The sequence below is a fragment of the Dyella sp. LX-66 genome (genome assembly GCF_018599165.1).
Lineage (GTDB): Bacteria > Pseudomonadota > Gammaproteobacteria > Xanthomonadales > Rhodanobacteraceae > Dyella_D > Dyella_D marensis.
This window is the reverse complement of record NZ_JAHFVJ010000010.1, coordinates 101735-125564: the sequence shown is the minus strand read 5'-3', so window position 1 is coordinate 125564 and position 23830 is coordinate 101735. Positions and strand designations below refer to the sequence as shown.

At 67.2% G+C, this 23830-nt stretch carries 18 protein-coding genes; 12 read left to right on the top strand and 6 right to left on the bottom strand.

Going from position 1 to position 23830, the window contains the following annotated elements; all coding sequences use genetic code 11:
• Positions 1 to 423 precede the first annotated feature (423 nt).
• Complete coding sequence (locus KK141_RS17860; protein WP_214571041.1) at positions 424 to 1221, top strand: PAS domain-containing protein; 798 nt, start codon at positions 424 to 426, stop codon at positions 1219 to 1221.
• Positions 1222 to 1228: 7 nt separating this feature from the next.
• On the opposite strand, the gene KK141_RS17855 is transcribed toward KK141_RS17860, so the two are convergent.
• From KK141_RS17855 to KK141_RS17845, 3 genes are all read right to left on the bottom strand, one after another.
• Positions 1229 to 1921, bottom strand: a complete 693-nt coding sequence (locus tag KK141_RS17855) for a Sir2 family NAD-dependent protein deacetylase (RefSeq protein WP_214571042.1) — start codon at positions 1919 to 1921, stop codon at positions 1229 to 1231.
• A 34-nt stretch (positions 1922 to 1955) separates the two neighbouring features.
• Positions 1956 to 3479, bottom strand: coding sequence for a glycoside hydrolase family 30 beta sandwich domain-containing protein (locus KK141_RS17850; protein ID WP_250901842.1), 1524 nt, complete (start codon positions 3477 to 3479; stop codon positions 1956 to 1958).
• 124 nt (positions 3480 to 3603) lie between these two features.
• Complete coding sequence (locus tag KK141_RS17845) at positions 3604 to 5928, bottom strand: winged helix-turn-helix domain-containing protein (RefSeq protein WP_214571044.1); 2325 nt, start codon at positions 5926 to 5928, stop codon at positions 3604 to 3606.
• 160 nt (positions 5929 to 6088) lie between these two features.
• Here KK141_RS17845 and KK141_RS17840 point away from each other — a divergent pair, with 160 nt between their 5' ends.
• The 10 genes from KK141_RS17840 (at position 6089) to KK141_RS17795 (ending at position 17117) form a co-directional block, all read left to right on the top strand.
• Positions 6089 to 7669: an AAA family ATPase gene (locus KK141_RS17840; protein ID WP_214571045.1), complete on the top strand. Its 1581-nt coding sequence runs from the start codon at positions 6089 to 6091 to the stop codon at positions 7667 to 7669.
• Positions 7669 to 8661 carry a hypothetical protein gene (locus KK141_RS17835; RefSeq protein ID WP_214571046.1) on the top strand — a complete coding sequence of 331 codons (993 nt, stop codon included), beginning with the start codon at positions 7669 to 7671 and terminating at the stop codon, positions 8659 to 8661. The genes KK141_RS17840 and KK141_RS17835 overlap by 1 nt, the downstream gene beginning before the upstream one ends.
• Positions 8658 to 10448: a hypothetical protein gene (locus tag KK141_RS17830; protein ID WP_214571047.1), complete on the top strand. Its 1791-nt coding sequence runs from the start codon at positions 8658 to 8660 to the stop codon at positions 10446 to 10448. The genes KK141_RS17835 and KK141_RS17830 overlap by 4 nt, the downstream gene beginning before the upstream one ends.
• Positions 10445 to 11404: a radical SAM protein gene (locus tag KK141_RS17825; protein WP_214571048.1), complete on the top strand. Its 960-nt coding sequence runs from the start codon at positions 10445 to 10447 to the stop codon at positions 11402 to 11404. Before KK141_RS17830 ends, KK141_RS17825 begins: the two co-directional genes overlap by 4 nt.
• Positions 11405 to 11406: 2 nt before the next feature.
• On the top strand, positions 11407 to 11988 hold the full coding sequence (locus KK141_RS17820) for a hypothetical protein (RefSeq protein ID WP_214571049.1): 582 nt from the start codon (positions 11407 to 11409) through the stop codon (positions 11986 to 11988).
• Positions 11985 to 13334: an AMP-binding protein gene (locus KK141_RS17815; protein ID WP_214571050.1), complete on the top strand. Its 1350-nt coding sequence runs from the start codon at positions 11985 to 11987 to the stop codon at positions 13332 to 13334. The genes KK141_RS17820 and KK141_RS17815 overlap by 4 nt, the downstream gene beginning before the upstream one ends.
• The gene (gene pnuC / locus KK141_RS17810; protein WP_214571051.1) at positions 13331 to 13900 is read left to right on the top strand and encodes a nicotinamide riboside transporter PnuC; all 570 of its coding nucleotides are present in this window, start codon (positions 13331 to 13333) and stop codon (positions 13898 to 13900) included. Before KK141_RS17815 ends, pnuC begins: the two co-directional genes overlap by 4 nt.
• Positions 13897 to 14925: an AAA family ATPase gene (locus tag KK141_RS23125; protein WP_214571052.1), complete on the top strand. Its 1029-nt coding sequence runs from the start codon at positions 13897 to 13899 to the stop codon at positions 14923 to 14925. Before pnuC ends, KK141_RS23125 begins: the two co-directional genes overlap by 4 nt.
• Before the next feature lie 106 nt (positions 14926 to 15031).
• The gene (locus KK141_RS17800) at positions 15032 to 15820 is read left to right on the top strand and encodes a methyltransferase (RefSeq protein ID WP_214571053.1); all 789 of its coding nucleotides are present in this window, start codon (positions 15032 to 15034) and stop codon (positions 15818 to 15820) included.
• A 118-nt stretch (positions 15821 to 15938) separates the two neighbouring features.
• Complete coding sequence (locus KK141_RS17795) at positions 15939 to 17117, top strand: hypothetical protein (RefSeq protein ID WP_214571054.1); 1179 nt, start codon at positions 15939 to 15941, stop codon at positions 17115 to 17117.
• Between the two features lie 66 nt (positions 17118 to 17183).
• Here the strand turns inward: KK141_RS17795 and KK141_RS17790 are convergent, their stop codons facing one another.
• Entirely contained in the window at positions 17184 to 18038 is an 855-nt protein-coding gene (locus tag KK141_RS17790) for a LysR substrate-binding domain-containing protein (RefSeq protein ID WP_214571055.1), read from the bottom strand.
• Between the two features lie 158 nt (positions 18039 to 18196).
• On the opposite strand from KK141_RS17790, the gene KK141_RS17785 reads away from it, so the two are divergent.
• A complete protein-coding gene (locus KK141_RS17785) occupies positions 18197 to 20155 on the top strand; it encodes a CocE/NonD family hydrolase (protein ID WP_214571056.1) in 1959 nt (652 codons plus the stop codon).
• 6 nt (positions 20156 to 20161) lie between these two features.
• Here KK141_RS17785 and KK141_RS17780 read toward each other — a convergent pair whose 3' ends face one another.
• The gene (locus KK141_RS17780) at positions 20162 to 21052 is read right to left on the bottom strand and encodes an EamA family transporter (protein WP_214571057.1); all 891 of its coding nucleotides are present in this window, start codon (positions 21050 to 21052) and stop codon (positions 20162 to 20164) included.
• 297 nt (positions 21053 to 21349) lie between these two features.
• Positions 21350 to 23782: a TonB-dependent receptor gene (locus tag KK141_RS17775; protein WP_214571058.1), complete on the bottom strand. Its 2433-nt coding sequence runs from the start codon at positions 23780 to 23782 to the stop codon at positions 21350 to 21352.
• Positions 23783 to 23830: the final 48 nt, after the last annotated feature.

The following is a 23830-nucleotide window of genomic DNA, read 5'->3' as shown; positions in this document are numbered from 1 at the left end:
TAGTCAACACAGGTTTGTGAAGCATCCGTCGAGACGCTCGGAATTAATCTTATTAATGCGCCGCGGCGAAATTCGGAAACAAAGCAACGGTTAATCACGTCACGAAACCGAAACTGGTTTCGTGTTTACTTTTATACCCTGCCGAAGGGTTAACACGAGAGGCTTCGACGGAGCCTGGCACTCGCGACTGCACTGCGCAGGCCGCGGGCGCACGGCGCTGCGCGAAACAGCCTGGTACAAGGCGTTTGTGCATTTTGGCCGTAATACAAATGACAGATAGGCGCAGAGGTTTTTGCCGCGTATAACGCCTGCGCCGATGAAAAAGGACGATCACGACCGGCCGCGCTTTATTTCGAATAAAGCACAGGCCGCGGGCGATTAAGTAATTACGCCATTGATATCGATACGCAAGGAGCCAAAGCCATGCCGCAAGCCATTAGCAGACAATTAGCTTCCATTATCGACCAGATACCTGGCGCCTGCGGCTGCAAGGACGAACAGTCGATTTTCCTTTACGCGAATCAGGAGTTCAAAGCCATCGCCGGCCTGCGCCCGGACGAGCCGATCGCGGGCCTGACCGACTTCGACCTGCCCGGCGACATGGCGGTGCATGCACAGACCTTCCGCGAGCAGGACCAGTACGTGCTGGAACGCAAGACGCCGATGACCACCTTCAACGTCTATCGGATGAAATGCGCCCGCATCAACGCCTTCCTGGTCACCAAGAAGCCGTTCGTGGACCTGGAAACCCAAACCTGCGGCGTGCTGTTCCACCTCACCGACATGTCCGCGCTCAACACCGGCCTGCTCGGCCCCTACCGCAGCAATGCGCCGCGCGTGTTCAACGACCTGGACCAGCCGGGCGGCGTGAGCTACGTGATCGCCGGCGGCGATACGGATCTCGATATCACCCGCCGCGAGTACGAAGTGCTGTTCTATATGCTGCGCGGGGCCACGGCGAAGCGGATCGGCGATTTCCTTTCCATCTCCTCGCGCACCGTGGAGCAGTACGTGACCTTCCTGAAGGAGAAGTTCAACGTGCTGACCAAGCAGGACCTGATCGAGAAGGCGATCCAGCTGGGTTATTACTACGTGATGCCGGAGTCGGTGTTCCGGACGGTGACGCGGCCGTCGGCCGCGCATTATCCGCGGCATGAGGCGGTGAGCAGCCTGCATTCGGTGCGTGGGGGCGTGCGGGAATCCCGGCCGGTCTCCCGGTAGTACGGAGCTACACGGGCTTGCGCCCTTCGAGCCAGCACTTCACCACGTGGGGCACGACGGTGGCCGCCGCCCCTCTGAGGAATTTGAAGCCGTAGGGAATGTCCTGCGGCTCCGGCGAGACCAGGTATTTCTCGGCGCGCCACGGCGCCTTGTCGACCAGGCCAGCCGCGGGATAGACGGTCAGCGACGTGCCGATCGTGATCACCCGCGACGCCTCGGCGAAATGTTCGGCGCATTCATCCATATGCCGCACGTTCTCGCCGAACCAGACGATATCCGGCCGCAGCTGGCTGCCTTTCCCGCACAACTCGCCCAGCTCGATCGTGGGCTTGTCCAGCACGTGGACCAGCGAGGCATCGATCGAGCTTCTGGCTTTCAGGATCTCGCCATGCACGTGGATGATCTTCGATGAGCCGGCCCGCTCGTGCAGGTCGTCGACATTCTGCGTGACCACCACGACATCGAACTTCTCTTCGAGACGCGCGATGGCCTCATGCGCGGCATTGGGCCGCGCCGCCAGCACCGCCTTGCGGCGCTCGTTATAGAAATCCAGGACCACCGCGGGATTGCGCTTCCACCCCGCCGGCGAAGCCACGTCCTCGATGGCGTACTCGCCCCACAGGCCACCCATGTCCCGGAACGTCTTCAATCCGCTTTCGGCACTGACGCCGGCGCCGGTGAATACGACTACCTTTTCCATCGCAGCCCCTCTTTCTGCGCCGGCAACCACCCGGCTACCGGCTTCCCTTCAACCACCGGAACGCCCGCCGTATCAACGACCCCGCCCGATCCGAATTCCACACGAAGGTCCCGACGCTGCGCCCCGGCATGGTGTACTCGAAGCGGGTCGGTCCTTCGGCCACGGTCACGGTGCGCGCCGCCGCATGGGTGTTCACCATCACCAGCACGATCGAACCGTCCGCTTCGTTCTGGAATGCCACATTGGCAATGCCTTTGTCGGCATCGGTATCGGTGGACTTCACCCGCACGGCGCCCGGCAGCACGAAGCGGCTGAAATGGGCCAGCGCGTAGTACTCGTCGTTGCGGCTCACGGCGCCGGTCTTGGAATCGATCGTCACCACGCCCTTGCACAGATCGCAGCCGCCGAAATGCGGGCCATGGTTCTCGTCCAGTGCCAGGTTCCAATAGATCACGCCGCGCGCCCACTGCTTGGTGCCCAGCACCAGCAGATTGCGGGTGAACCAGATCAGCTCGCCGTTGACGCTCGACGCCCAGTCGCCGCCGGAGCACTCGGTGAGGTAGGCGTCCTTCTGCGGGAACGCGCGATGCACCTCGCCCTGCGCATACTGGCTGCCCTCGTAGCAATGCCAGGCCACGCCATCGATATAGCGCGCGGCGTCGGCGTTGTTCAGCACGCTGGTCGGCTGCTCGGGGTGGCTCCAGTTATGGTCCCATTCCAGGATGCGGGTTTTCGGCCGGCGGTTGGCCAGCTTCGGGCCCAGGTACTGCGCGACGATGCGCGCCCGCGTCTCCGGCCCCATTTCCATGCCGGGATAAGTCACCGGCGTAAAACTGGGCTCGTTCTGCAGGGTCAGCGCGAAAATCGGAATGCCGAAGCCGCGCAAGGCGTCGAGATATTTGACGAGATAATCCGCGTACGTGCTCTCGTACTGCTCCAGCAGTTCGCCGCCGATCAGGTTCTCGCTGGTCTTCATCCATGCCGGCGCGCTCCACGGCGAGGCGACGATCAGCAGCGCGGGATTCACCGCCAGCGCCTCGCGCACCGCCGGTATCACCTCCTGCTGCAGATTCGGCGTGATATTGAAATGCGCCAGGCCCGGGTCGGTCTCGCCGAACGGCACGTCGTCCAGCGTGTAGGGCTGCAGGGAGAAGTCGGAGGCGCCGATGGTCAGGCGCAGCATGTTGAAGTTGAGGTTCGGCGGCGGCCCGAACAACTCGTGCATCAGCGTCGCCCGCTGCAGCACGTTGAGCTTGTTCTGCAGCAGCCAGGCCGAGGCATCGGTCATGGCCGCGCCGAAGCCGGTCATGGTCTGGTAGGTCGTCTTGGGGTCGATGATGACGTCCGCATCCTGCTCGCCGCGGATGCTCATCTCGATATCGGCTTGCGGTTTCAGCTGCAGGCGGCGGTCTTCGGTGCTCAGCCACAGCGCCACCGAAGGCATGATCGGCCGTGCCGACGTGACGATCCTGGATTTGACGGGGGCGCTTTCGAAGCGCGGAACATAGAGCGCACCCAGGGTGAGCAGGGCGATCAAAGCGATGAAGACGGCGGCCATCCGGCCGGTTTCCGATCCTCGCTCATCCATGGTGCTTAGAAACCCTGTCGCCTGCGCTGCAAATCATGCCGGATCACTGACTCCCCTGCCCGTCACCCGCATCATAGCGGCGGGCGCTCCCGCCTCAAGCCTTTGCGGGCGGAGCGGGCAACACGCGGTCGCCTGCCAGCTCCCTGGCCTTGCGCTGATAGCGGTTCCAGGACGCGGTCTGCCCCATCGCGCGGTACACGCAGGCCTGTGCCCAGGCCACGCGCCAGTCCAGCTGGCCCCAGGCGGAAAGCTGGCCGCTGATCACGAAGGCTTCGCTGGCCTTGCCGCTTTCCAGCAGGGCCAGCGTGTAGGCCAGGCCCGTATCGGCGATCAGTTCCGGCACGCCGTAGCGGCTGGCCCGGTTCATGGCCTGCTTCAGCAGATCCAGCGCCTGTTCGCGGCGGTCCTCGGCCTGGGCCTGGGCGGCTTGCGCGCGCAGCAGCTGGATCGCGACCCAGTCGTCGCGGTCGGCGGGAGCGAGCTTGTCGGCCCAGGCCTGCATGGCGGGCAGCGCCCGCTGGATTTCCTTCACATCGCCGGCCTGCTGCGCGATCAGCACGTTCAGCAGCCAGGCGTCGGCGGTGTCGTGCTGGTCGCTGTCCCATTCCAGCAGGCGCCCCGACAGGGCTTTGGCAATCCACGCCTGCGCACCGGGGACATCGCCACGCTGGAGTGCGAGCTTGGCCAGCAGCGTATAGACCGTGCCCTTGAGGCCGGGCTCGCCGTGCGGGTCGGCCTCGATCTGCACGAGCACCTGTTCCAGCAGCGCGCTGGCGTCGGCGGCGCGGCCGATGCCGCCCAGGGCGTCGGCACGCTGGAACATCAGGATGTGGCGGCCGATGTTCTCCGTGTAGCCCGGAAATTTTTCATCGAGCGGCCAGTACTGCTCGGTGGTGGCGAAGGCATCGGCATGCTGCAGCAGCATCTTCTGCGAGATCACCAGATGCACCAGCAGCGGCGGCAGATACTGGCGCATGCCCATGCGCTGGTACTGCTCCACCGCACGCTGGATCGCGGGAACCGCCTGCGCGAAATGGCCGCGCTGCATGCTCAGTTCCGCCAAGGATTCATCGATGCCAACAGCGCCGGCGGTGTCGCCCGCCAGGGCGTAGTTGACGCGCGCATCGCCGAAATCCGCCTCGGCCTCGTCGAAGCGACCCACCATGTTCAGCAGCTCCGCGCGCTGCGCATAAGCGTAGGCGAGATAGCCGGTGTTGTTCTGCTGCTTCAGCAGGTCGATCGCTTCGAGCAGCGCCTGCGCGCCCTGCGCGTGCCGGTGCTCGCGGAAGTAGACATACCACCGCTTGGCCAACGTCCTTGCGCGCAGCACCGGCTGGGTCCTGGCCGGCAGGCGGTCCAGCAGGTCGGCCGACTCGGTCTTGCACTCTTCGTACTCGCCCTGGTCGCAGTAGAAGGCGACCTTGGCGTAGGCGAACTCCGGCGTCGTGCGCAGATCCGCCGGCGCGTTGTCGATCAGCTCGCGCAGCACTTTCAGCGTGCCTGTGTGGGATGCGGCCTCCATGCGCAGCAGGTATTGCTCCTTGTCGTCATCCGAGGCGACGCGGTCGGAATCCCCCGCGCCCAGCTGGGCGAGCAGAAAGGCATTGGCTTCGTGCGCGGCCTTCAGCATGTTGTCCGCGTAAGCCTCGGCGTGCAGGGCGCTGCCGTTGCGCACGCTTGCATCGAGCTGGACATGCCAGCGGCCGTTGTCCAGCGTCACCTGCGGCTGGATCACCAGCGCATATGACGCAAACGATGCCGTGCCGCCCTGCTCCGGCCGGTCGAGCATATTGACCACGGCCTGGCTGCCTTCGACCGGCACCCTGGCGCCGCGCAGGTCGCCGACGATCAGGTCCATCAAACCCAGGCGTAGCCATGACCACTCCTCCGGCGCATGAATCTGCGCGGGCAGGACCACAGCGGTGCCCTGCTTGAAAGCCTGCCTGGCACGCCCGTAGAAATGCCATGCGCCGAAACCGGCTACGGCCACCACCAGCAGCAGCGCCACGCCCCACCACACGCGGCGGCGCCTGGGCGATGGCGTGCGGCGCGCGGCAACCACCGGCTCATCGCCACCCTCGGCTGGCGGAGACGGAGCGTCCGACACCATCGACGTAGCCATCACCCAGCGATAGCCCACGCGCGGCAAGGTCTTGATGCAGCGCTGCTCGTCGGCGTTGTCGCCCAGCACGCGGCGCAGGCGGACGATGGTCTGCGCCAGCAGGTTGTCGCTGATCTCGGTGCTGCCCCAGACCGCGGCGATCAGCTCGTCCTTGCCCACCGCCCGTTCGCGATGCTCGACCAGGTAGGCCAGGCAATCGAAGGCGCTGGCGGTGAGTTCGACGGGATCCCCGTTCTGCAGCAGCTCGCGTGCCTGCGGATGGAGCTCGAATGCGCCGAACCGGTAAGTCGTCGTCATGGGCGCCATTATGACCAGCCACGCCGCGGTTGCTATCCCGCGGCGGTGGGACTGGCAGCTTTGTCACATGGCCAGCCGCAAAGGGAATCCCCGCGCCGCACTTACGGCCGGCAGGCACGCGTTCTAGAATGCCGCGAATGGCTGCGTAGCGAGGGATCGAGTGTCGCCGTTCAATCTGTTTCAGCGCGTGTCCAAGGCGCCCACCAATCCGCGGGCCGAGCCGGCGCCGCGCAACTTCGACGTGGCGGAGCTGTACGAAGGGCCCGTGCGCACCGCGGCCGATGCCCAAGCGCAACCGGTCCGCCTCGACGAGAAGCTGCGCCAGGCGTATTTCTGGATCGTCAACAACGCGATCATCAGCCCGCACTACGACATCGAATACCACGACGGCCCCGCCGCCACCTTCGCGGTGGGCGACACCCGCCGCACGCTCACCCTGCCCTCGGCGCAAAGCTATTCCAGCTACGTGCTGCTGCCGCTGCTTGCCTTCGCGGCGCGGCGCAAATGCCTGTTCATCGGCGGCCCCGGCCGCGGCAAGACGGCCAGCGCCATCCTGATGGGCGTGCTCGCCGGCTATCCGGTGCGCGAGGTGCGCCGCGCCATGCAGCACGGGCATCCGCAGATGACCATCGCCGACCTGCTCGGCAATCCGCTGCCGGCGGACCTGGTGGCCGCGCAGGACATGGGCGACATCCGCATCGCCTGGCGCAAGTGGCTGTCGATGCGGGTGAAGATCATCGACGAGTACAACCGCATCCCCACCCGCACGCAGAGCGCCCTGCTCACCGTGATGGGCGACAACTACGCCGAGATCCTCAACCACGTCTACGAATGCCCGGAGTCGGCCTGGTACCTCACCGCCAACGACGACCGCGGCGGCGGCACCTACCAGGTGGTGGAAGCCTTGCGCGACCGCATCGACGTGGTGGTGCAGGCGCTGGCCTTCAATCCGCGCTTCCTGGACGAGCTGCTGCTGCGCATCGAGGAGAACATCCGGCCGGAAGAAGTGGTGCCGCGCGACGTGATTTTCTCCGAGGCCGAGGTCGACCGCCTGTGCGAGGAAATCCGCGCGGTGGACGTGCCGCAAGACGTGCGCCGGCGCGTGGAGTTCTTCGCCAGCCAGTTCGAGCTGATGGAAACCGCCGGCGCGCAGTTCGAATACCTCACCAAGGACACCGTGCGCCTGGCCGGCGCCGACTGGGCGCAGGCCACCGCCGCCGACACCGGCCGCGACCGCATGAAGGACCTGGGCTGCCAGACCCGCAACGGCCTGTCGGTGCGCAACCTCACCACCTTGCTGGTCTTCGCCAAGTCGCTGGCCTACTTCCGCGGCCATGCGGCGGTGACGCTCGACGACGTGCGCCACATCCTGCCCTTCGTGCTCAACGACAAGCTGCAGCCGGACCTGGACGCGCCCTTCTTCGGCCTGCCCGAGAACGCCGCCTACCGCACCGACCGGCTCAGCTGGCTGCGCTGGCTGTTCGACGCCTCCAACGCCGAATACGACCGCCTGGACCTGGACCGCAACGACCCGGTGGGCGAGCTGTCGGCGGAATTCGCGCGCGGGCTGGACGGCTTGAGCGAGCGCGAGACGCGCGCGCGGCTGGTGCGCATCGAGCGGCTGATCGAGGAACGGGTGAAGGGCCGCAAGCTCTACGGGCATCTGTACGACGATCTGCTGAAGCTCAAATACCTGCACCAGCGCTACACCAATTACCTGCACTGGCAGCAGGCGCGCTGATGGTCTCGGACACGCTCGCCGGCGTGCTGGCCTCGCGGCGCGCGCTGCTCAACCAGCGCGTGGCCGAAGCGCGGCATCAGCAGCCCGGGTTCGATACCGCGGCCTTCAGTGCCTTCGTGGGCGATACGCTCAATACGGTGTGCGGCGCGGTGCAGGCCGTGGATCCGCTGGCCACCGGCGCGGCGGTGGAAGCGGCGTTCGAGATCGGCCTCACCCTGGTCGGCCAGGGGCTGGCCGGACCGAAGGCGCGCCTGCCGTGGGTGGACCGCGCGTGGAAACAGCTCACGCCGTCCATCGCCAGGCTGATCGCGCAGGCGCCGACTGAAACGCTCGGCACGGTGACCAATGCCATCGTGCGCTTGAGCGGCGTGCGCGGCGTGCGGGTGGACGACTGGATCGACACCATGCGCGCGCTGGCCGGCCGCTGCGGCACGCTGGACGAGCTGCGCGCACTCGGCGCGCTGTGCGCCTGGCGCGCCGGCATGGCGCATCTGCGCGAACCGGCGCTGGCGCAGGCCGATCGGCTGGATTCCGCGCTGGCTTCGGCCGCACTCGGTGCGCCCGACATGCCATGGGCGAGCTTGCGCGAACGGCTGTCCGCCGATCGCTGGTGGAATCCGGCCACCGGCAACGTCGACGCGCAGGGCCAGACGCTGGGCGGTTTCAGCGGCATGGACGGTCCCTTTGCTGTGCCGCCGGCGATCCGCGCCGGCGGCGGGCATTTCGTGGCCGAAAGCGCGGGGCGCCATTTCCTGCTGATGGCCGATGCCTTCGGCGCGGTGGTGCTGCCGGCCGCCGCGAACGAATTTGCACAGGCCGATGCCGCCGCGGCGCCCGGCGTGGCGATCACCCAGCGCGGCGGCAGCGTAGGCGGAACAGAAATCGCGTTCGCCGTACCGGGCGACCGCATGCAAGCCGTGGGCGGCCCCGACAGCGTGGCCTTGTTCTCGCCGTGGTCGCACCACGTGCGCATCGTGCCGGCGCGCGCGTGAGCGAGCTGCCGGCCACCGACACGCTGTCCCGCTGGCAGGCCGCATGGCCGGCGGCGCTGGAAGCCTGGAGCCGCTTCACCCGCCTGCGCGATCCACGCCTGTGCGACAGCCGCGTCGATGCCGCCGCCGAAGGCCTGCTCGGCAGCTTTGCGATGATCCGCCTGTTCGACCAGCGCGTGGTGATCGACCTGCCGGAGGTCGAACGCCTGGGCCTGACCGACCACGCCGTGGAAATCCTGGCGCACGAAATCGGCCACCACGTGCTGGCCCCGGCCACCGCCACCGACCACGCCCGCCTGCTGGCGCGGCTGCGCCATGCGCTGCCCACGCTGGAAGCACAGGCGCCGATGGTGGCCAATCTCTACACCGACCTGCTGATCAACGATCGCCTGCAGCGCCAGTGCGGCCTGCGCATGGCGGACATCTACCGCCGCCTGGCCGAGCGCGACACGTCGAAAGAAACGACGCCGGTGTGGGCGCTCTACATGGGCATCTACGAGCAGCTATGGCAGCTGGCGCCCGGCTCGCTCGGCGGCCCGGTGGACGACACGGCCCTGCGCGGCGACGCCTGGCTGGGCGCGCGCGTGGTGCGCGTCTATGCCGGCGAATGGATGGACGGCGCCTCGCGCTTCGCCACGTTGCTGCTGCCGCACCTGCTGCGCTCGGTGAAGGATTGGCGGGTGGACGTGCTGATGGACACGCGTGACGCCGGAAAGGGCAGCCAGCCGGTGGGACTGGAGCGCATCGAGGACGGCGAGCTGGATCAGGCCGTGCATCCCGCGCTGGATCCGCGCATCACCGGCGAGGCGGTGACGCCGCCGCAGACACGGCCTTCCGAGGAACTGCCCGCCGCGCCGGATCGCCAGAGCGGTCAGGCGCGGGAGCCGTTCGAGTATGGGGAGATCCTGCGTTCCGCCGGCCTGGATCTGAGCGATCACGATATCGCCGTGCGCTATTACCGCGAACGCGCGCTGCCGCATCTGATCCGCTTTCCGGTGCGTCCGCAGCCGCAGGCGTTCGAGCCGCAGCTGGAAGGGCTGGAGCCGTGGGAAGCGGGCGATCCGCTGGATGCGCTGGACTGGATGCAGAGCCTGCTGCAGTCGCCACGCGTGATTCCGGGGCTGACCACGGTGCAGCGCGCGTACGGCGATGCGTCGGGGCAGGATCCAGCCAGCGAGCCGGTGGACCTGGATCTGTACGTCGACAGCTCCGGCTCGATGCCCAATCCGCAGACGCACACCTCTTACCTCACGCTTGCCGGCGCCATCATCGCGCTGTCCGCGCTGCGCGTCGGCGCGCGCGTGCAGGCGACCTTGTGGAGCGGCAAGCAGCAGGTGCTGCATACCGGCGGCTTCGTGCGCTCGGAGGACGACATCCTGCGCGTGCTTACCGGCTTCTTCGGCGGCGGCACGGCCTTCCCCATCCACCGCCTGCGCGATACCTACGCCCACCGCGCGCCGCACGAACGCGCCGTGCATATCCTGCATATCTCCGACGACGGCATCACCACCATGTTTGCCAATGACGAGCGCGGCAACAGCGGCTGGGATGTCGCGGCGCGTGCGCTGGCCGCGGGCCGCGCGGGCGGCACCATGGCCTTGAACCTGTACACCCCGTTGCCTGCGCATCTGGCGCCGACGAGCCGGCCCTGGGAAGCGGACCTGTTGCGGGCGCAGGAGGCCGGCTGGGCGATCCACGCGGTGCGCGACATGGCCGACCTGCTCAGTTTTGCGCGCGAGTTCAGCCGGCGGCATTACGAGCGGCCGGCGGCAGGAGTGCGCGCATGATCGTGCTGTGGCGCGTCAGCACGCTATGCAACCTGGCCTGCGGCTTCTGCGCGTATGACCGGCGGTTGCGGCTGGTGCGGCAGGAGTCCGAGCCGGCCGAGGTCGAACGTTTCGCCGCCTTGCTCGGCGAGTACGGTCGCGCTCATGGCGAAGACATGCTGATCAGCTGGCTGGGCGGCGAACCGCTGCTGTGGCCGGGCGTGCTCGCGCTTTCGCAGCGCCTGCGCGAAAACCACCGCCTGCGCATCAGCGTCACCACCAATGGCAGCACCTTGCATCGGCCCGGCGTGGTGGAGGCCATGGCCGCGGCGTTCGACGAAGTGACGCTCAGCATCGACGATGTCGGCGAGGCGCACGAGCGCCTGCGCGGCTGGCCGGGTGGCTGGCGGCGGCTGGAGCAGGGCATCGGACGCCTGGTTGCACAAGGCGGCGCTGCAGGCAGCACACCGAAACTGCGCGTCAACACGGTGCTGATGCGCGACACCCTGGAGCGTTTCCCGGTGCTGTGCGAGCGCCTCGCGGACTGGGGCGTGGACGAGATCACTTTCAACCAGCTCGGCGGCCGCGACCGTCCGGAGTTCCACGCCGGCCACGCCTTGCGTGCCGCCGACGTGACCTGGCTGCGCGCCCATCTGCCGGCACTGGTGGCGCGCATGGCCGCGCGTGGCGTGCGTCTGTGCGCTCACGACGCCTACCTCGACCGCTTCGAGGCCAGCGCCACTGGCCGCGCCATTGCCATCGCCGATTGCGCACCGCGCCGTCCCACCATCTTTATCGACGAGCATGGCCGCATCGCGCCGTGCAGCTTCACCATCGACCATAGCCCCATGACCACTCACGACATCCGCACCGCGCACGATGTGGCCGCCCTGCGCGCCCGCCTTGCCGTCCGCCAGTCCGCGGCGGTGTGCGCGGACTGCCCTTCCACCCAGGTTTTCGCCAAGTTCGGGACATGAGCATGCCGGCCGGACCTTCGCTCGAACGATTGCTGCGGCGCCTGATCGAGACGCCACCGGATTTCCTCGCCCCGCCGTGGCGCGGCGGCGAAGGCCAGGTGCGCGTGGCCGCCGTGGTCAACGACGTGCTCGCCGCGCTGGAATGCCAGGCGCCGATGAGCCTGCTCGCCACGCTGTCCGGCGAACTGAAAGCCGTGTCCGCCGAGCAGCTGAGCTTGTCGGCGGTGCTGGCCTGGCTGCTGGCCGACGACGCATGGCACGGCTTCGCCAAAGCCTCGCCCGCGCTGCCCGCCTTGTTCGCCGACGCAGTTCCCGCGCTCGCGGCTGAAGCGAACGCCTCGCGCTACGTGTTCGAACCCGAGCGCCGCGAGGAATTGGCACGCACCGCGATCGCACGGCTGGGCCTGACGCCCGACGGCGAAACCGCCAGCCAGGCGGCGGATCGACTCGCCAGCGTCAGCGGCGTCGAGCGGCGCCGGCTGCTGGAGGCCAGCCGCGAAGCCGAGGCGCGTGCGCGCGCCATCCGCGAAGCGCTGGCGCGCAAGGCGGCAGAGGAATCGGCAGACAAGTGGACGCGCGAGTGAGCCGCGAACCGACGGATGCCGAGCGCTATCCGACGCTGAGCGAAGCGGGCCAGGCGATGCTGCGCTTCATGAGCGAGCATCCGAGTGCGCCGATGCTGCGCAATCGCAGCGGCAATCGCCTGCTGGCCGAAGAGATCGAGGATTTGCGCGCTTATGAGCGCGAGGTCGCCGATGCACGCTTCGCATGGAGCACGCGCTGCGCGCCGCCATGGCTCGATGCCTTCGTCGATGAAGTGTTCGCGCAAGTACCGCACTACCGCGCACTCAGACGGCCTGCCGCCTTCGAGGACATCGCCACGGTAGGCCGCGGCGACCTCGCCGCCGATATCGCGCAGTTCGTGCCGGATGCGGTGCCGCTGGACCGCCTGATCAACTTCCGCACCACCGGCACCACCGGCCATCCGCTGATCCTGCCATCGCACCCGCTGGTGGCCGGCCGCTATCTGGCGTTCCACAAGCGCGCGCTGCGGCGCGTGGGCATCGAGCTGCGCCATGGCCGCGGCCAGGTCGGCGTGATGCTGCTAGGCCTGCAGCGCAAATGCTTCACCTATATCTCGGTCACGCCGACCATGGACGAGTCGGGCCTGGCCAAGATCAACCTGCATCCGGACGACTGGCGCGATCCCGCCGACCGTGCGCGCTATCTCGATGCGATGCAGCCGGAGGTGATCGCGGGCGATCCGATTTCCTTCGCGGCTCTGCTGGAACTGCCGGTACAGCATCGGCCGCGTGCCCTGCTCTCGGTATCGATGGCCTTGTCCGCCTCGCTGCGTGTGAACCTGAGCGAGCGCTTCGGCTGCCCGGTGCTGGACGTGTATTCGATGAACGAAGCGGGCCCGCTGGGTGTGTACGACGAGGCGCTCGATGCTTTCGTGCTGCTTCAGCCCCGCATGTACATGGAAACCCTGGATGCCCATGGCCATCCGGTACCGCACGGACAACCCGGCGAAATCGCACTGACCGGCGGCTTCAACTTCTGCCTGCCGCTGCTGCGCTACCGCACCGGCGACCACGGCGTACTGATCGACGCGCCCGAAGGTCCCGCCATCGCACAACTGCATGGACGCCAGCCGGTGCGCTTCCTCACCCGGGACGGCGACTGGATCAACAATATCGACCTGACCCATGCGCTGCTGCCGTTGCCGCTGTCGCGCTACACCGTGCATCAAGCCGCGAACGGCGAGGTTGCGGTGGCACTGCCACAGGCCGAAATGAACTACGCCAGCGAAGCGGCGAGCCGCGTCTCCGCCGCGCTGCGCGGACGCGACATCCGCGTTATCGAACTCACCAGCGAGGACAAAGTGCTGCAATACACCACCGACCTGCCCGGAGGCATGGCCGCATGACCTTGCTGGAAGGCGTCGCCAACGCCCTGGCCACCGCATCGATCCTGCTGGCCGGCCGCAACAGCGTGCATACCTGGTGGACCGGCATTGTCGGCTGCTCCCTGTTCACCCTGCTGTTCTGGGAAACGCGCCTGTACGCCGACGTGCTGCTGCAGGTGTTCTTCGTCGGCGCCAGCGTGGTCGGCTGGTGGTACTGGAGCCGGCATGGCGAGCGCGCGGAGCTGCCGATCGGCCGCACCGCGCCGCGCACGCTGGCCTGGTTCGTGGCGGGTGCGGCGGTGGCCACGCTCGTCTACGGTTCGCTGCTGCATCGCTTTACCGACGCCTACGCGCCGTTTGCCGATTCGACCGTGCTGGCCTTGTCGGTGCTGGCGCAGCTGCTGCTGATGCGGCGGCGGATCGAGACCTGGCCGATCTGGGTGCTGGTCAACAGCGTGGCGGTGCCGCTGTATGCCTCGCGCGGGCTGATGCTGACGGCCGTGCTTTATTCGGCGTACTGGATCAATGCGTGGGTGGCGTGGCGGCATTGGCGCAACCTGTTCCGGCGTGCGGAAGCGGTGGCGTGAAGCGTTTCCGCACCGGGCTGGTGGTCGGCAAGTTCTGTCCGCTGCATCGGGGCCATCAGTACCTGCTCGATCGTGCGCAGGCAGCGTGCGCGCGGCTGGTGGTCATCAGCTATACCAAGCCGGAGTTTCCCGGTTACGAACCGGAGCGGCGCGAGCGCTGGCTGGCGGCGCTGTATCCGGATGCCACGCGCCTGGTGGTCGACGATGTACGGCTGGCGGCTTATGGCGTCGCGCTGCCGCCTAACGAAGCATCGGACGAGGAACATCGCGCTTTCGTGGCCTGGCTGCTGCGCGAAGTGCTGCGCGTCGACGTGGATGCCGTCTTTACCAGCGAGGCCTACGGCGACGGCTTCGCCGCGTCGCTGTCGCGGGCGCAGAGCGAGCGCGGTGGCCCGGCGGTCATGCATGTATCCGTGGATGCCGCGCGCACCGCCATCCCCGTGTCGGGCACGGCGGTGCGTGCCGACATCCATCGTGCGCGCTCGTCGCTAGCCCCCTTGGTGTACGGCGACTTCGTGCGGCGCGTGGCGATCCTCGGCGGCGAATCCACCGGCAAGTCCACGCTCGCTGCACGGTTGGCCACCGCGCTGGACACGGTCCACGCCGCCGAATACGGCCGCGAACTGTGGGAGAACAAGCAGGGGCGACTCGTAGTGGACGATATGCTGCACATCGCCCGGACCCAGGTGGCCCGCGAAGAGCAACTCGCGCCAACCGCACAACGCCTCTTGCTCTGCGACACCACGCCCTTGACCACCCTGCTCTACGCGCAGGCTATGTTCGGCCATGCCTGCCCCGAACTGGAAGCGCTCGCGCAACGCCCCTACGACGAGGTGCTGTTGTGCGCACCCGATGCCCCTTTCATCCAGGACGGCACGCGGCGCGACGAAGCCTTCCGCGATTGGCAGCACCAGTGGTACCTGCGCGAATTCGCTGCCCGCGGCATCCGCTATCGCCTGCTCACCGGCGATTGGCAGGAACGCACCGCCATGGCGCTGGGCCTTCTGTCCGCGCCGGCCATTTAAAAACGCCATCATAGAAATTGCTTTTCGCGACTGTCGACCGGAGGGGCGGTTTTCTACGATGCCCGCTCCCCATTCCGCTCCAACGAGCACCCGCCACGAGGTAGTCATGAAAAGGCCATTGCTGGGTTTTGCCACCCTCTGCCTGCTCGGCATCGCAGCCGCCAGCGCGGCGGTACCTTCCTATATCGCTGCCGCCATCGGCGACAGCGCGCGCCCGGCGGCCGACAAGGCGAGCGACGCCGCGCGCAAGCCGGCCGAACTGATCGCCTTTACGGGTATCAAGCCGGGCGACCGCGTGGCCGACATCCTGCCGGGCGGCGGCTACTTCACCCGCCTCTTCAGCAAGGTGGTGGGGCCGAAGGGCCACGTCTATGCGGTGTTGCCGGAGACCCTCGTCGCCAAGGCGCCGCCGGAGAAACTGCAGCCGATACGCACGCTGGTCGCCGACCCGGCCTACCGCGACAACACCAGCCTGGAGACCCGCCCCTACGACAGCCTCGATGTCGGCGCGCCGCTGGACGCGGTGTGGATCTCGCAGAACTACCACGACATCTACGGCGCGGTCAGCGTCTTCAGCGTCGACGGCACCACCGGCACGGACGCAGCGGCCAAGCTCGATGCCGCGGTGTTCAAGGCCTTGAAGCCGGGCGGCGTCTTCGTCGTGGTCGACCACGTGGCCAAGCCCGGCGCCGGCGAAGCGGACGCGCATGCCCTGCACCGCATCGACCCGGAAACGGTGATCGCGCAGGCCAAGGCGGCGGGCTTCGTGCTCGAAAGCCGCAGCAATGTCTTGGCCAATCCACAGGACGCACACGACCAGACCGTGTTCGCCGTGGAGATCAAAGGCCACACCGACAAGTTCGCGCTGAAGTTCCGCAAGCCGAAGGAGCGCTAAGCGGCGCCGTGCGGGAGCCGCATGCACGGGGCTTCACGAAACCCTGTGCTAGCGTGCCGCGCGATCCGGGCAGCCGTCCGGATCGCGGGCATTCCCGCCCATCACAAGGAGATGAGTGATGCATCGCATGCTCTATCTGGCCGCGCCGGCCATGTTCGGCGCCATAGCCCTCCTGCTTCCCGCGCCTGCTCTCGCCGCCGCCGATGCGGCTCCCGCCAAAACCGGCTTCGACACCTTCGCCACACCCACCCAGGCCAGCACGCCGCAAGGCGTCGACGTCGCCGCCGATGGCAACGTGTGGTACTCGGAAACCAGCGCCGGGAAGATCGCCGTGCTCCGCCCGGATCGCAGCTCGGCGGAATATCCGCTGCCCGATGGCGGCCAGCCCTTCATTCTCAAAGCCGGCAAGAACGGGATCTGGTTCACCGATCAGGTCCGCCGCGCGATCGGGCATCTGGATCCGCGCAGCGGCGCACTCGTCGAGTACGCGATTCCTTCCCGCGAGAAACCGTATTTCATCCAGCTCGCGCCGGATGGCAGCCAATGGTTCACCGTCACCGCCGGCGTCGGACGCCTCGCGCCGGATGGCAGCGTCACCGAGTGGACGGTGCTGCTGGAGCATCCCGACGACCATATGGAACAGCTGAGCCTCGACCCGCATGGCAACGTGTGGTTCGTGGAACGCAACTACGCCGGTGCCGGCCCGAAAGGCACCAACAAGGTCCGCCGCCTGAACCCGGGCACGAACATCGTCAGTACGTATCTGGTGCCAACTGCCGGCGGCACTCCTTCCGGGGTGATCGCCAATGCCGACGGCACGGTGTGGGTGTCCGAGTACTACGGCAATGCGCTGGCGCTGCTCGACCCGGCCGTGGCGCCGCACACCGACGAAGCCGCCAAGCCGGCGACGCACGCGGCGAGCCAGCAGCCGGCGACGATCAAACCCACCGTCACGGCACGCGCGACGCCTACGCCTGCACCGGCACCGCCGAGCACCAGCGAGGTCAAGCCCAAAGTAACGCGCGGCTGGATCGAATATCCCCTGCCCATCGCCAACGCCAATGCGGAAGACATGCGCGTGGACAGCCAGGGCCGGGTCTGGTTCGAGCAGGACGCAGGCTATATCGGCATGCTGGATCCGAAGGCCCGCCGCGTCACGGAATACACGATCGTGCCGGCCAACAGCGGCTACTACAACATCGCACTCGAACAGCGTGCCGGCCTACTGTGGGTGACCGAGGCCGGCGGCTCCGGCGCGACAACGACCGGCATTGCGAGTCTGAAGATCGGGCTCTGATGCGGGAGCCAGGGGCTTGCGACGATGCAAGCCCCCGGTGCCGGCATCAACGGCGGCGCATGGACGTCAAAGCGTGGGCAATACCGCCCGCACATGCGCCTCGAAGCGGCTCGACAGCTTCGATGCATGCGCGGCGTTCTGGATGGTGATGCCGATCGAGGGTAGTACCGGCAGGCCGCTGGACGGCGGCAGCACGCGCAGATCCGGTGGCACGCCGGTGAGGGTCATCACGGTGATGGCTTGTCCGGAACGCACCACCGCGGTGAGGCCAGCCACGCTGCCGCTCGCATAGGCGATGCAGTAATCGCGGCCCGCGCGATCGAGGCTGGCGGTCGCGGCCAGATGATCCAGCGCATCCGGATCCGACAGCGCCAACTGCAGGGGATCGCGCCGGAACGCCTGGCTGCCTTTGCTGCCGACCCAGACCAGCGGTTCGCGGCGCAGGAAGTGGCCGCGTTCCGCACTGTCCGGCTGCGATACCAGGGCGATATCCAGCGACTTGTCCCGCAAACGTTCCAGCAGCCGCGGCGAAGGTGCGCACACCACTTCGATGAATACCTGCGGATGCAGGCTGGCGAAACTCTGCAGCAGTCCGGGCAGGAACACGCGGGCGTAATCGTCCGGACAACCGAAGCGCAGGCGGCCCGAGAGGTTCTCGCCGGTGAGGTCGGCCACCGCTTCGTCGTGCGTGCGCAGGATGCGCTGCGCATGCGCCAGCAGCCGCTCGCCATGCGTGGTGAGCGACACGCCGCGGCCGCTGCGTATCATCAGCGGCTGCTGCACGGCCTGCTCCAGCTTCTTCAGCTGCTGGCTCAGCGCGGCCTGCGTGCGGCCCACCTGCCCGGCGGCGCCGCTGACCGAGGTGGCGTCGGCCATGGCGACGAAGTTACGCAGCAATGCGATATCGAGTCGGATGCCCATGCCGCTGTCCATGATCAGGTGGGTGGGCCGGACCGTGGGGGATGCCGGGCCTCGCCGGATAATCGCATCTTATGCGAGCCATTAGCGTTTTTAGTTGTCGCCGGCGCGCGGGCCGTGCCTAAGATCGAACGGACATCCCCGCTGAAAGGATCAGACGCATGAGGACCACCCTGGGCAGGTCGCTGTTGCTGTGCCTCTTCGCCATGGCGGCCACGGTGGCCGCGGCCGACGCACCGCAGAAGCAGGCGCCGCTGTATGGCGTCAACGATATCCCGAAAAAATTCGACGACGCGGTGCCGGGCGGGCAGGACTTCGTCAAGCGCGTGGTGATGATCCCGATGCGCGACGGGGTGAAGCTCTACACGGTGATCATGCTGCCCAAGGGTGCGCACGATGCGCCGATCCTGCTGACGCGCACGCCGTACAACGCGGACGAACGCGCGGGCAATGCGACGAGCTCGTCGCTGCTGTCGGCGTTGCCATTGGGCGATGCGGTGTTCGCGCAGGCCGGCTATATCCGCGTCTATCAGGACGTGCGCGGCAAATACGGTTCGGAGGGCGACTACGTGATGATGCGGCCGGTGCGCGGGCCGCTGAATCCCACCAAGGTGGATCACGTCACCGATGCCTGGGACACCATCGACTGGCTGGTGAAGCACGTGCCGGAATCGAACGGGCGTGTCGCCATGATCGGTTCGTCGTACGAAGGCTTCACCGCCGCCATGGCCTTGCTCGATCCGCATCCGGCGCTGAAGGCGTCGGTGCCGGAGAGTCCCGTGATCGACGCCTATATGGGCGACGACTGGTTCCACCATGGCGCCTTCCGCAACCTGATGCTCGGCTACGTGCATATGCAGACGGTGCAGAAGGGCGCGGGCGCGGTCACGCCCAGCGACACCTACGACAAGTACGAGGAGTACCTGCGCGCCGGCTCCACCGGCGACTACGTGCGCAGCCGCGGCCTGGACAAGCTGCCGTTCACGGCGCGGGTGATGGAGCACCCTGCCTACGATGCGTTCTGGCAGGGGCAGGATCTGGTGCGGCTGCTGGCGGCGCATCCTTCCTCGGTGCCCACGCTGTGGGAACAGGGCCTGTTCGACCAGGAGGACATGTGGGGTGCCAACCACGCATGGCTGGCGCTTAAAGCCGCCGGCCATCTGTCCAACAACTGGCTGGTGCTGGGCCCGTGGTCGCACAGCCAGGTCAATGGCACCGGTTCTGCGCTGGGGCCGCTCAAGTGGTCGGGCGACACCGCACTGGAATACAACCGCGACATGGTGCTGCCCTTCCTCGAGCACTATCTGCGCGACAAGCCGGCGGCGCCGCTGGCGCACGTCTCGGTCTACAACACCGGCGACAACCGCTGGGACCGTTTCGAGGACTGGCCCACGGCCTGCGAGCACGGCTGCGCGAACGCACTGAAGCCGCTGTACCTGGGCAAGGATTTCGGCCTTAGCTTCGCCGCGCCTACCGAAGCGGATGCGGGCGACAGCTATGTCAGCGATCCGGCCGGGCCGGTGCCCTTCCTGCCGCGCCCCGTGCTGGATCCGTTCTTCGCCTACGGCTCGACCTATGCCGGCTATCTGCCCTGGAGCAAATGGCTGGTGAGCGATCAGCGCTTTGTGGACGGACGCACCGACGTGCTGGTGTACGAAACGCCGGTGCTGACCGCGCCGGTGCGCGTGCAAGGCATTCCCGTGGCGGACGTGCGCGCGGTCACTACGGGCACCGATGGTGACGTGGTGGTGAAGCTGATCGACGTGTATCCCTCGCAGGTGACGCACGATCCGTCGATGGGCGGTTATGAACTGCCGATTGCGCTGGATATCTTCCGCGGCCGCTACCGCGAGAGCTTCGAGCATCCCACCGCGATTCCCGCGAATCAGCCGCAACGCTATCGCTTCGAGCTGCCGAACGTGAACCACGTGTTCCAGCCAGGGCATCGGATCATGGTGCAGATCCAGTCCTCGCTGTTTCCGCTGTACGACCGCAATCCGCAGACCTTCGTGCCGAGTATCTTCGAGGCGAAGCCCGGGGATTACCGCGCGGCGAAGATCACGGTGCTGCGGTCGAGCGCGCAACCGTCGGCGGTGTGGTTGCCGGTGGTGGAGCGCTGAGCCGCTTTAATTCACGGCCGTGCCCGGCTCGACGGCGGTCGGCCGGTGCACGCTCAAGGCGGTGCCGGCCGAGGCGATGATGATGGCGCCGATGGCCAGCCACTGCAGCGTGGTCAGGCGCTCGCCCAGCAGGGTGACGCCGGCCATCGCGGCGACGGCAGGTTCCAGGCTCAGCAAGGTGCTGAAGGTGCGCGCGGGCAAGCGCGTCATCGAGATCATTTCCAGCGAGTACGGCAGCGCGGAACTGAGGAAGGCCACGCCCAGCGCGTATGGCAGCAGCGAAGGCGACAGCAGCGCGGTGCCGGCGTGCGCCACGCCGAAGGGGATCGCCAGCAAGGCGCCGATCGACGTGCCCAGCGTGACCGCATCACCGCCATAAGCCGCACCGGTGCGCTGGCCCAGCACGATGTACAGCACCCAGCCCACGCCCGCCGCCAGCGCATACATCACGCCCACCGGATCGAGCGCATGCACCTGGCCTTGCAGGGGCAGCAGCAGGAGCAGGCCGCCGATCACCAGCGCGATCCACACGAAGTCGATCAGGCGGCGCGAGCCGATCATCGCCAGCGTCAGCGGGCCGGTGAATTCCAACGCCACCGCGATGCCCAGCGGGATCGTGCGCAGCGACATGTAGAACACCAGGTTCATCGCGCCCATCGCCAGGCCGTAGCCCCACAGCGCGCGCCAGTCCTTGCCGCTGTGCACGCGGCGCCACGGCCGGCGCCATAGCAGCAGGATCAGTGCGCTGAGCCCGAGCCGATACGCCGTGGCACCCTGCGCGCCGACCTGGGGGAACAGGTGCTTGGCCAGGGAGGCGCCGCACTGGTACGAGACCATGGCGATCAGTAGAACCCCGATCGCGAGCGCGACCTGGGTGTGGGTGTTGCGGGGTGGCATGTGGGGGCCATCACGGGGTGAGGTCCGTACATGATGCCAGCAGGCATGGTCGAAGCGGTCGCGGGGAAACCGGACTGCTGACATCGCGTGGCAGCAGCGTAGGTTGGGGTGAGCGCAGCGAACCCCAACGGTGCGGCCACACGGGAGGTCTGTTGGGGTTCGCCTCCGGCTCACCCCAACCTACGCGTCAAGCGGCAGCAACGTGTCCGCTTTCGCCCTGAAGAAAAGGCCGGGTCGCGAGGACCCGGCCAAGGGGAGTACGCCGGCGCCATCGCTGCGCCGGCGGATGGAACCCGATCAGAACCACACGCCCAACTGCACCCCGAACGTCCGCGGCGGCAGATACTGCGACACGTACTGGAAGCTCCCGTCCGGCATCGCAAATCGCCCCGCACTGGTCCGCACCCTTCCATCGGTGACGTTCTGCACGAAGGCCGCCGCCCACCAGCGGTCCTGCGGCTCGGTATAACGCAGCGCCAGGTCGCCGCGGAAATAAGCCTTCTGCTTATCCCCTGCTCCCAGATTGAACGTGCTCAGCCACTGGTCGCTCTGGTACTGCCCGCTGAAACGCGGCGTCAGGCGGCCGCCATTGCCCAGATGAAAATCGTGCTCGTAGATCGCGGTGAGCGCGACTTTCGGCGCGTGCGGCAGATCGTTGCCGGAGATATTCATGCACGCCGAAATACCCGACTGCGGCGCGCACGCCGGCAGCCCCTGGTAATCGTTGCTGCCCGCATAGAGCAAGGTGCCCAGCTCCTTCTTCGGGATCAGCGACAGCACCAGGTTGGCGCGGTCGTCCTTGTCCTGATACGCCAGCTCCGACTCCAGGCCCGCGACCTTGGTGCTGCCCTTGACGTTGTTGAAGCCCAGGCCGCGGTTGCCGTCCGGATAGGTGATCGGCGCGGACAGCTGGAAGTCCTTGAAGTCCTCGTAATACGCCGCCGTGTTCCAGGTGACCCTGCCGTCGAGGAACACGAACTTGGTGCCGATCTCATAGTTGGTCAGCGTCTCGGGCTTGTACAGCGTGCCGGCGTCCTGCGTGCCGCCGGACTTGTAGCCGGTGGACACGCTGGCATACAGCAGGCCGTGTTCGCTGATGTCGGTATCGATGCGCCCCAGCCAGGTCACGCGGTCGTCGCTGTACTTGGCGTCGTTGCGCGTGGAGATATTGAAACCGGTCGCGGGGCTCGGATACGTGCTCGGCGCGATCGGCACCTGCGGCACCGTGGCGTCGTACGCCCAGCCCCAGCCGCGGCCGCCGATATTCTTCTTCTCGTCGTCGGACCAGCGCAGGCCGCCGGTCAGGCGCCAGTGGTCGGACAGATGCCAAGTGGCCTGGCCGAACAGCGCGGTGGACTTCACCGTCTCCTTGGGCTGGATGAAGGAGCCCTGCCACGCCACCGACTCCGACACCATCGTGCCGTTCATGATCGGGATGTCGAAGCGGATGTTGTTGTCTTCGTAGCCGTAATAGGCGCCGACGATCCAGTCAACGGTCTGCTCGCCCACCGACTTCAGATCGAATTCGTGGCTGTAGCTCTTGTAGTTCGACGAGTTGGTGCGGTCGTTCTGCGAGGAAGCGCCGGTGGCGAAGCTGGTCGGCACCTGCACGCCGGAATCCTGGTCGAACTGGCTCTTGCCGGAGAAGTGGTTGTAACCGGCGACGTAGCTCAGCTGCATGCTGCTGCCGATATTCCAGTCCATGCGGCTACGCACCGTGCCGGAGTTGCGGTGCAGATACGGCGCGGTGTCGATCAGCGCGGACCAGAACTCCTGCCCCTGCCGCGGCTGCTGCATCAGGCTCATATTGAGCGTGCCGCGATCGATGAAGTACTCGTACGAGAGGTTCCACTTGAACGCCTCGCTCGGCTGCCACAAGGCGCTGACGCGCGCGGCGGACTGGTCCTGCGCGCTGTACTTGTCGCCGCCCTGCACGAACAGGCTGGGGTCGATCGGGCGGAACTTGGCGGGGTTGCCGCCGGCGGCGAGATACGCGGTCTGCTGCTGCGCCACGCTGGGCAGCTGGCTGGACGGATTCTGGTAATCGACGTAACCGTCGTGCTGGGCGTGCACCACCGCCACACGCATGGCGAAGGTGCTGCTGATCGGCAGATTCACCGCGGCGCGCGCGCCCATCATGTTGTAGTTGCCCGCTTCCACCTGCGCATTGCCGTAGAAGCCGGCGTTGATGTCGGGCTTGGCGGTCTGGAAGCTGATCGCGCCGGCGGTGGAGTTGCGGCCCCACAGCGTGCCCTGCGGGCCGCGCAGAACTTCCACGCCATCCATGTCCAGCAGCAGGCCGGCGGCGGCTTCGGCGCGCGGCGAGTACACGCCGTCGACAAAAGTCGCCACTTCCGGATCGGCGTATTCGGTCTTGGCGCTGTCGTTGCCGATGCCGCGCATGGTCAGCGTCACCACGCCGTGGTCGCCCTGCGCGGTGGCCTGCAGGCCGGGCACCAGGCGGGTCAGGTCCTGCACCGTCATCACGCGCTCCTTGTCGAGCGTGTCGGGCGTGATGGCGCTGACGGCGACCGGTGTCTTCTGCAGTGGCGTCTCGCGCTTGGTGGCGCTGACCTCGATGGCGTCGAGCTGCTTGACCTTCTTGTCCGGTGCGGTGCTGCCCTGCGCTGGTGTGTTCGGCGCGGCCTGCGGATCGTCCGCCGCGAACGCCGCCGGCGTGGCGAGCGCCAGGGCCAAGGCGACGTGCAAAGCTGAGTAGCGCAACTTCATGTAAGTCTCCCCTACTTCTTGGCGATGGGCGTCGCCGTCTCCCCGACG

Excerpts from the sequence above, each read along its gene's own strand:
- KK141_RS17860 (WP_214571041.1), top strand. The coding sequence starts at position 424 with ATGCCGCAAGCCATTAGCAGACAATTAGCTTCCATTATCGACCAGATA.
- KK141_RS17855 (WP_214571042.1), bottom strand. The coding sequence starts at position 1,921 with ATGGAAAAGGTAGTCGTATTCACCGGCGCCGGCGTCAGTGCCGAAAGC.
- KK141_RS17850 (WP_250901842.1), bottom strand. The coding sequence starts at position 3,479 with ATGGCCGCCGTCTTCATCGCTTTGATCGCCCTGCTCACCCTGGGTGCG.
- KK141_RS17845 (WP_214571044.1), bottom strand. The coding sequence starts at position 5,928 with ATGACGACGACTTACCGGTTCGGCGCATTCGAGCTCCATCCGCAGGCA.
- KK141_RS17835 (WP_214571046.1), top strand. The coding sequence starts at position 7,669 with ATGGTCTCGGACACGCTCGCCGGCGTGCTGGCCTCGCGGCGCGCGCTG.
- KK141_RS17825 (WP_214571048.1), top strand. The coding sequence starts at position 10,445 with ATGATCGTGCTGTGGCGCGTCAGCACGCTATGCAACCTGGCCTGCGGC.
- KK141_RS17820 (WP_214571049.1), top strand. The coding sequence starts at position 11,407 with ATGCCGGCCGGACCTTCGCTCGAACGATTGCTGCGGCGCCTGATCGAG.
- pnuC (WP_214571051.1), top strand. The coding sequence starts at position 13,331 with ATGACCTTGCTGGAAGGCGTCGCCAACGCCCTGGCCACCGCATCGATC.
- KK141_RS17800 (WP_214571053.1), top strand. The coding sequence starts at position 15,032 with ATGAAAAGGCCATTGCTGGGTTTTGCCACCCTCTGCCTGCTCGGCATC.
- KK141_RS17795 (WP_214571054.1), top strand. The coding sequence starts at position 15,939 with ATGCATCGCATGCTCTATCTGGCCGCGCCGGCCATGTTCGGCGCCATA.
- KK141_RS17790 (WP_214571055.1), bottom strand. The coding sequence starts at position 18,038 with ATGGGCATCCGACTCGATATCGCATTGCTGCGTAACTTCGTCGCCATG.
- KK141_RS17785 (WP_214571056.1), top strand. The coding sequence starts at position 18,197 with ATGAGGACCACCCTGGGCAGGTCGCTGTTGCTGTGCCTCTTCGCCATG.
- KK141_RS17780 (WP_214571057.1), bottom strand. The coding sequence starts at position 21,052 with ATGCCACCCCGCAACACCCACACCCAGGTCGCGCTCGCGATCGGGGTT.
- KK141_RS17775 (WP_214571058.1), bottom strand. The coding sequence starts at position 23,782 with ATGAAGTTGCGCTACTCAGCTTTGCACGTCGCCTTGGCCCTGGCGCTC.